6 protein-coding genes are annotated in these 7,009 nt (G+C 60.4%); 4 read left to right on the top strand and 2 right to left on the bottom strand.

The features are described 5' to 3' along the window. Window positions 1–43: 43 nt before the first annotated feature. Both ACTJKS_RS20760 and ACTJKS_RS20755 read right to left on the bottom strand, forming a co-directional pair. Window positions 44–592, bottom strand: a complete 549-nt coding sequence (locus ACTJKS_RS20760) for a hypothetical protein (RefSeq protein WP_041071848.1) — start codon at window positions 590–592, stop codon at window positions 44–46. Window positions 593–715: 123 nt separating this feature from the next. After that, window positions 716–1,483, bottom strand: a complete 768-nt coding sequence (locus tag ACTJKS_RS20755) for a sulfite exporter TauE/SafE family protein (protein WP_108183712.1) — start codon at window positions 1,481–1,483, stop codon at window positions 716–718. A gap of 100 nt (window positions 1,484–1,583) precedes the next feature. Between ACTJKS_RS20755 and ACTJKS_RS20750 the strand changes: the two genes are divergently transcribed. The 4 genes from ACTJKS_RS20750 to leuA all read left to right on the top strand — a co-directional run bounded on the left by ACTJKS_RS20750 (window position 1,584) and on the right by leuA (window position 6,967). Further along, a complete protein-coding gene (locus ACTJKS_RS20750; protein ID WP_108183713.1) occupies window positions 1,584–2,471 on the top strand; it encodes a LysR family transcriptional regulator in 888 nt (295 codons plus the stop codon). A 130-nt stretch (window positions 2,472–2,601) separates the two neighbouring features. Then, on the top strand, window positions 2,602–3,981 hold the full coding sequence (gene xseA / locus ACTJKS_RS20745; protein ID WP_108183714.1) for an exodeoxyribonuclease VII large subunit: 1,380 nt from the start codon (window positions 2,602–2,604) through the stop codon (window positions 3,979–3,981). 3 nt (window positions 3,982–3,984) lie between these two features. Beyond that, the gene (locus tag ACTJKS_RS20740; RefSeq protein ID WP_007964447.1) at window positions 3,985–4,809 is read left to right on the top strand and encodes a peptidoglycan DD-metalloendopeptidase family protein; all 825 of its coding nucleotides are present in this window, start codon (window positions 3,985–3,987) and stop codon (window positions 4,807–4,809) included. A 478-nt stretch (window positions 4,810–5,287) separates the two neighbouring features. Continuing rightward, on the top strand, window positions 5,288–6,967 hold the full coding sequence (gene leuA / locus ACTJKS_RS20735; protein WP_041071838.1) for a 2-isopropylmalate synthase: 1,680 nt from the start codon (window positions 5,288–5,290) through the stop codon (window positions 6,965–6,967). Window positions 6,968–7,009: the final 42 nt, after the last annotated feature.

Genomic DNA, 7,009 nt, shown 5'->3' with positions numbered 1-7,009 from the left:
AAACAACGTCAAAAGATCGCAGCCTGCGGCAGCTCCTACACGTTCAAAGTTCGACTTTTACCCAACTGACAGGTTGATCGAGCCAATCGGCGAACTCATCGATAAAGCTCTGCTTGAACCCCGCTTCCAACCAGTTGTTGAAGATGAACCCCAGGTTGGAAAACGCGCATTCCTGCAAGTACAGAAAGCCGTTGATGTCGTCTTCATGCCCGCACTCCGGGCAGGTGAAGTTGTCGGTGCGGCCTGGAAACCAGTCTTCGAGGCTTTCGAACAGCGCTTCGCCGACTTCGCGGCGGCATTCGGCGCAACCGGCCTCCTCGAGAAAGCCTTTGGCCGGCGTGTAGATGCAGCGTTTGACGATGATCTCCAGACCATTGATCGGCTCGCCAAAAGGCAATGCCTCGGGGTGCAGCACTACCGCACGTGCGCCGTCGGCAATCGCGTACGCCATGCGGTTGCCGGTGCGACCGCAGGTGCTCAGCTCTTCCTTGACAATATTCTTGCGTACCAGCCAGCGCAGAATCGCCCGGGCCCGGGGTTCGTGAACCGGCAGGGTGGAGATTTTCGGGACGATGATGCTTTGCGAATTCATGGAAAATCCTGCGGTATGGCTTCTGACGCCTTCGCGGGCAAGCCCGCTCCCACAGGGATATGCATTCCAATGNCCCGCGAAGGGGCCCTAAAGGCCGGCAGCTTAATCCCTGAAGAAATCCGGTCAAGTACTGAAATAGCGCCCGATCAACGCAATCCCGCTGGCCAGCACCAGCCAGGTCACCAATCGTACAAACGCTTCACGCGACAACCGCATGGTCAAGCGCCGCCCGATCCACAGGCCCAGCGCCATGGCCGGCAGCAGACAAACCGCCAGCATCAACAAGGGTAGCTCGGCATACACCCCGGCGAGGGCAAACAGGCTCAAACGCACCACGGTGCTGCAACTGATCAGCGCACTTTGCGTGGCCCGCGCCGCGTCTTTCGGCAGGCGACTGTTGAGATAGATCGCATATAAAAAGCCACCACTGCCAAACAACGCCCCGAACAATCCGCCGACCGTGCCCATCGGCAGTGCCCACGCGGCGGACAACTGCGTCGGCCGGGTTTTCACCCACAGGCTGTAAACCGCATAAGTGCTGATGAACAGCCCCATCAACAGCAGCAACAGGTCGGATTTGAGGTTGAGCAGGAAAATCACCCCCAACGTGCACCCCACCGCCATGCACGGCAGCAGCCGCAACAACTCGGGTTTCGCCACACTCCGGCGCGAGGGCAGCAGATTGCCGAACGCCGCGACAAAATCCAGCAGCACCAGCAGCGGCACGATTTTCGACAACGGCATGAACAGAATCAGAATCGGCCCCGCGACCAGCGCCGTACCGAACCCGGCAATCCCGAACACGATATAGGCCAGCGCGATCCCCAAACCGATCACCACCCAGCCGCCTGCGCCCCATGTCCATTCGCTCAACAACCCAACCACACTCATTGATCCACTTCCTCTATAAGCCTGAGATGACTTTAGCCAGCGCCAAGCCTTGCGACTAATATGATCAAAGTCGCTCACCCATCTCGAAAAGGCATACCTGGTGCTTTCAACCCGTCAACTGCGCTACTTCGTGGAAATCGCCGACTGTGGCAGCTTCAGTGCAGCGGCTGAACGCTTGTTCGTCGCGCAATCGGCGCTGAGCCGGCAAATCAAGGACATGGAAAGTCGCCTGCAAACGCCGCTGTTCGAACGCACCGCGCGTCAACCAAGACTCACCGCGGCGGGCGAGGCGTTTCTGCCACGGGCGAGAAATCTGCTCAATGAGCTGAGCAAAGCCAGCGCAATGGCGACCGAAGTCGGTAACGGACAATTGGGCACGCTGCGTCTGAGTCATTCCAGCACGGTGTCGATCAGCGGGCATTTATTGCGTCGGATCAGCACGTATCTTGAGCAGCAGAACGGCGTGTCGCTGGACATCGGCAAGCTGTCCTCCGAGGCGCAGCTTGAGGAACTCGCTGAAGGACGTCTGGACATTGGCTTGTTGCGCTTGCCGGTGTTACGTCAGCGTGAGGGCATTCACATGGAGCCTTTATTCACCGAACGCCTGCTATTGGCGGTACCGAATGAACATCGATTGGCTGACTCACCCGCTGTCGAACTGGCGCAACTGAAAGACGAGCCGTTTATCTCGATCCCGCATCCGCAACGTGGCGGACTCAGTTATCTATGTGCCGACCTGTGCATGCGTCAGGGCTTTTTTCCCAAAGCGGCGCGGGTGATGTCACGCAAGACGACGCAGTTACAGTTGATCCAGGCTGGATTCGGCATCGCTCTGCTACCCGAATCGATGCAGGACATTGCTCCAGTCGGCGTACGATTTCTGCCGCTGAGCGATCCCGATTGCCAAAGCACCGTCGCCCTCGCCTATCGCCAGAACCCTGCGCCGCTGGTCCAACACTTCATCCAGACCTTCACAAATCCCCTGTAGGAGCTGACGAGTGAAACGAGGCTGCGATCTTTCGATCTTGCCCTCCAAAAAAAGATCAAAAGATCGCAGCCTTCGGCAGCTCCTACAGGGATCGTGCAATGACGGCGACAATGCCTTTAAACTGCGGCCCATGATTAAAGATCCCTTTGCAAGGCTCGGCCTTGACCGAGAAGTCCTGACCGTCAGCCAGCTCAACGGCCGCGCGCGGGTGTTGCTCGAAGACGTGTTCAGCAACATCTGGGTCGAAGGCGAAATCTCCAACCTCGCCCGCCCGGCGTCCGGCCACGTGTACTTCACCCTCAAGGACAGCGGTGCGCAGGTGCGTTGCGCGCTGTTTCGCAATAACGCGGCGCGGGTGCGTCAGGCGCTGAAGGACGGTCTGGCCGTGAAGGTGCGCGGCAAGGTCTCGCTGTTCGAAGGGCGTGGCGACTATCAGCTGATTCTCGACACCGTGGAGCCGGCCGGTGACGGCGCGCTGCGCCTGGCCTTCGATGCGCTGAAGGAAAAGCTCAGCGCCGAAGGCCTGTTCAGTGCCGAACGCAAAGTGCCGCTGCCGGCGCATCCGCAACGCATCGGCATCATCAGCTCGCCAACCGGCGCGGTGATTCGCGACATCATCAGCGTGTTCCGCCGCCGGGCGCCGCAGGTGCAACTGACGCTGATCCCCACCGCCGTGCAGGGCCGCGAAGCCACTGCACAAATCGTCCGCGCGCTGAAAATGGCTGATGCCCGGGGTTTCGACGCGCTGATCCTCGCCCGTGGCGGTGGCTCGCTGGAAGACCTCTGGTGTTTCAACGAAGAAGCTGTGGCGCGCGCGGTCGATGCCTGCGTGACGCCGATTGTCAGCGCCGTCGGGCATGAAACCGACGTGTCGATCAGTGACTTCGTGGCCGACGTGCGCGCTCCAACGCCCTCCGCTGCCGCCGAATTGCTCGCCCCGGATTCGAGTCACCTGATCCGTCAGGTGGAAAGCCTGCACCGGCGTCTGGTGATGCGCATGCGCGACCGTTTGATGCGCGATCGCCTGCGCCTTGAAGGCATGGCCCGTCGCTTGCGTCATCCCGGCGAACGTCTGCGTCAGCAAGCGCAACGTCTGGATGACCTGGACATGCGCATGCGCCGCGCCTTCGAGCGCCAGCTCAATACTCGCCGCGAACGCCTGATCCGTCTGGAAACCCGCCTCGCCGGGCAACACCCGGGACGCCAACTGGCAATGCTGCGCCAGCGCCTCGACAGCCTCGCCGAACGCCTGCCGCGAGCCATGCGCGAAGGCCTGAAAAGCCGTCGCCTGCAACTGCACAGTCAGATGCAGACGCTGCATGTGGTCAGTCCGCTGGCGACTCTGGGCCGTGGCTACAGCATTCTGCTGGATGAACGCGGCCACGCGATTCGCAACGCCGCGCAAACCCACACCGGCCAGCGTCTGAAAGCCAGACTGGGCGAAGGCGAACTGCAAGTGCGCGTCGAGGACAATCACCTGACGCCTGTCACCCTCTCTTTACTGGACTGATCCATGCCGCGCTTTTTCGCTCCGTTATTGCTGCTGTGCCTGACCACCTTCAACGCCCACGCTGACAGCTACATCACCCGCCTGCTGAACAAACCGGTGCCGGGCGGCGTGGCGGTGGTTGATCTGGGCAGCGCCGCGCAGGCACCGAAAGCCACCTATCAAGGCAAACCGGTGCTGGTGGTGAAAGAACAGAACAACTGGCTGGCGATTGTCGGCGTGCCGCTGACGGTCAAACCCGGCAGCCAGCAGATCAGCAGTGGCGGGCGCAATCTGCCGTTCACCGTCGGCAACAAGAAATACCCGGAACAGCACATCACCCTGAAGAACACTCAGCAGGTCAATCCGAATCCGGCCAACCTCAAGCGCATCGAGGGTGAGCTGGCCGAGCAGATCAAGGCTTACCGCAGTTTCAGCCCGAACACCCCGAGCAACCTGTTGCTGGACAAACCGGTCAACGGGCCGCTGTCGAGCAAGTTCGGCGTGCGCCGCTTCTTCAATGGCGAAGAACGCAACCCGCATGCGGGCCTCGACTTCGCGGTGCCGGCAGGCACGCCGATCAAGACCCCGGCGGCGGGCAAAGTGATCCTCACCGGCAACTACTTCTTCAACGGCAACACAGTATTTGTCGATCACGGGCAGGGCTTTATCAGCATGTTCTGCCACATGTCGAAAATCGATGTGAAGGTCGGCGATCAACTGGCCCGTGGTGCAGTGGTTGGCAAGGTCGGCTCGACCGGGCGGGCGACCGGGCCGCACATGCACTGGAACATCAGCCTGAACGATGCGCGGGTGGATCCGGCGATTTTCATTGGTGCATTCCAGCCCTGAATTATGTATTGAGGCCAATGGCCTCTTCGCGGGCAAGCCCGCTCCCACAGGTTTCTCGGGTGTACATAATATTCGTGTACGACACGGACACTGTGGGAGCGGGCTTGCCCGCGAATGCGGTCTATCCAATCCGAAAATACTACTGACACCCGCCCAACATCAATTGCGCCCCAATCTGACCTTACGCAAACATCAACAAGAACCACCGAATTACACGCAATAAAATTCTGCAAAATCCAGTATTTCGAGTATTCCTCTCAATTTTTTTCGACTGCTTGCCATCCTCTCCCCTCGCGGTTAGGGTTGAAGGCATGAAAACCTCTCACACCCTTATTCAGCTTCGCCAGCACCGCAGTCTGTGCCTCGTCAGCGCACGACTGCCGGGCTGAATCGCTGCGCCTCGTCCCAAGCGTTTTCCCGAACATTCGTTCCACCGGCAGGCCGCCTCTTTTCGGCCCAGACAATAAGGAATTTCCCGATGAGCATGCTCAAAGACCCGTCTTCGAAATACCGCGCGTTCCCCGTCATCAATCTGCCGGATCGCACCTGGCCGTCGAAAACCATCGACGCCGCGCCGATCTGGTGCAGCTCCGACCTGCGTGACGGCAACCAGTCGCTGATCGAGCCGATGGACGCGGTGAAGAAGCTGCGCTTCTGGAAAACCCTCGTGCAGGTCGGCGTGAAGGAAATCGAAGCCTCGTTCCCGGCCGCTTCGCAGACCGACTTCGACTTCGTGCGTACCTTGATCGAAGAAGGCCACATCCCGGACGACACCACCATTCAGGTGCTGACCCAGGGCCGTGAAGACTTGATCGAGCGCACCTTCGAATCCCTGCGCGGGGCGAAGAAAGCCATCGTTCACCTGTACAACGCCACCTCGCCGTCTTTCCGTCGCATCGTCTTCAACCAGGACAAGGACGGCATCAAGGCCATCGCAGTGAACGCCGCCAAGCTGTTCGTCAAATACGCGGCGATGCAGCCGGACACCGAGTGGACGTTCGAATACTCGCCGGAAACCTTCAGCGCCACCGAACTGGAGTTTGCCAAGGAAGTCTGTGACGCGGTGATCGAGGTCTGGAACCCGACGCCTGAGCACAAGATGATCCTCAACCTGCCAGCCACTGTTGAATGCGCGACGCCGAACGTCTATGCCGACCAGATCGAATGGTTCGGCCGCAACATCAACCGTCGTGACAGCGTGATCATCAGCCTGCACACCCACAACGACCGTGGCACCGGCGTCGCCGCCACCGAGCTGGGCCTGATGGCCGGCGCGGATCGCGTCGAAGGCTGCCTGTTCGGCAACGGCGAGCGCACCGGTAACGTCGACCTCGTTACTGTCGCACTGAACATGTACACCCAGGGCGTTGACCCTGAGCTGGACTTCTCCGACATCGACGGCGTGCGCAAAGTCGTCGAAGAGTGCAACCAGATTCAGGTGCACCCGCGTCACCCGTACGTCGGCGACCTGGTTCACACCGCATTCTCCGGCTCGCACCAGGACGCGATCCGCAAGGGCTTCGCCCAGCAGAAACCGGATACCCTGTGGGAAGTGCCGTACCTGCCGATCGACCCGGCCGACATTGGCCGCAGCTACGAGGCGGTGATCCGCGTCAACAGTCAGTCGGGCAAGGGCGGCATCGCCTACTTGCTGGAGCAGGAATACGGCATCAGCCTGCCACGTCGCATGCAGATCGAGTTCAGCCAGGTGGTGCAGCGTGAAACCGACCGCCTCGGCCTGGAGATGACCGCCAAGCAGATCCACTCGCTGTTGATCAGCGAATACCTGCAAGCCAACACGCCTTACGCGCTGGTCAGCCACCGCCTGCAGGAAGAAAACGGCAACAGTGCCGTTGAAGTGGAAGTGGCGAGCAAGGGTCAGGGCGAAACCAACCTGCACTGGCGCGGCAAGGGCAACGGTGCGCTGGAAGCCCTGGTGGCCGGCCTGCCGGTCCCGGTGGAGATCATGGACTACAACGAACACGCCATCGGCGCAGGCACCAACGCCAAGGCAGCGGCTTACATCGAGCTGCGCGTGAACGGTGAACGTGCGGTGCACGGTGTGGGCATTGATGAAAACATCACCACCGCCAGCTTCAAGGCGCTGTTCAGTGCCCTGAACCGCTCGCTGAGCCAGCCTGAGGCGAAAGCAGCTTAAGCCTTCGCTGACATGCAAAAGGCCCCGGAATGCAAACGCCGG

Origin of the sequence: Pseudomonas sp. 22189 (assembly GCF_052045635.1) — a bacterium.
In the GTDB taxonomy this organism is placed as follows: domain Bacteria; phylum Pseudomonadota; class Gammaproteobacteria; order Pseudomonadales; family Pseudomonadaceae; genus Aquipseudomonas; species Aquipseudomonas parakoreensis.
This window is presented reverse-complemented; position numbering and strand designations above follow the sequence as displayed.

Bases quoted from the DNA above. Each gene is read 5' to 3' on its own strand.
- ACTJKS_RS20740 (WP_007964447.1), top strand. From the start codon at position 3,985: ATGCCGCGCTTTTTCGCTCCGTTATTGCTGCTGTGCCTGACCACCTTC.
- xseA (WP_108183714.1), top strand. From the start codon at position 2,602: ATGATTAAAGATCCCTTTGCAAGGCTCGGCCTTGACCGAGAAGTCCTG.
- ACTJKS_RS20760 (WP_041071848.1), bottom strand. From the start codon at position 592: ATGAATTCGCAAAGCATCATCGTCCCGAAAATCTCCACCCTGCCGGTT.
- ACTJKS_RS20755 (WP_108183712.1), bottom strand. From the start codon at position 1,483: ATGAGTGTGGTTGGGTTGTTGAGCGAATGGACATGGGGCGCAGGCGGC.
- leuA (WP_041071838.1), top strand. From the start codon at position 5,288: ATGAGCATGCTCAAAGACCCGTCTTCGAAATACCGCGCGTTCCCCGTC.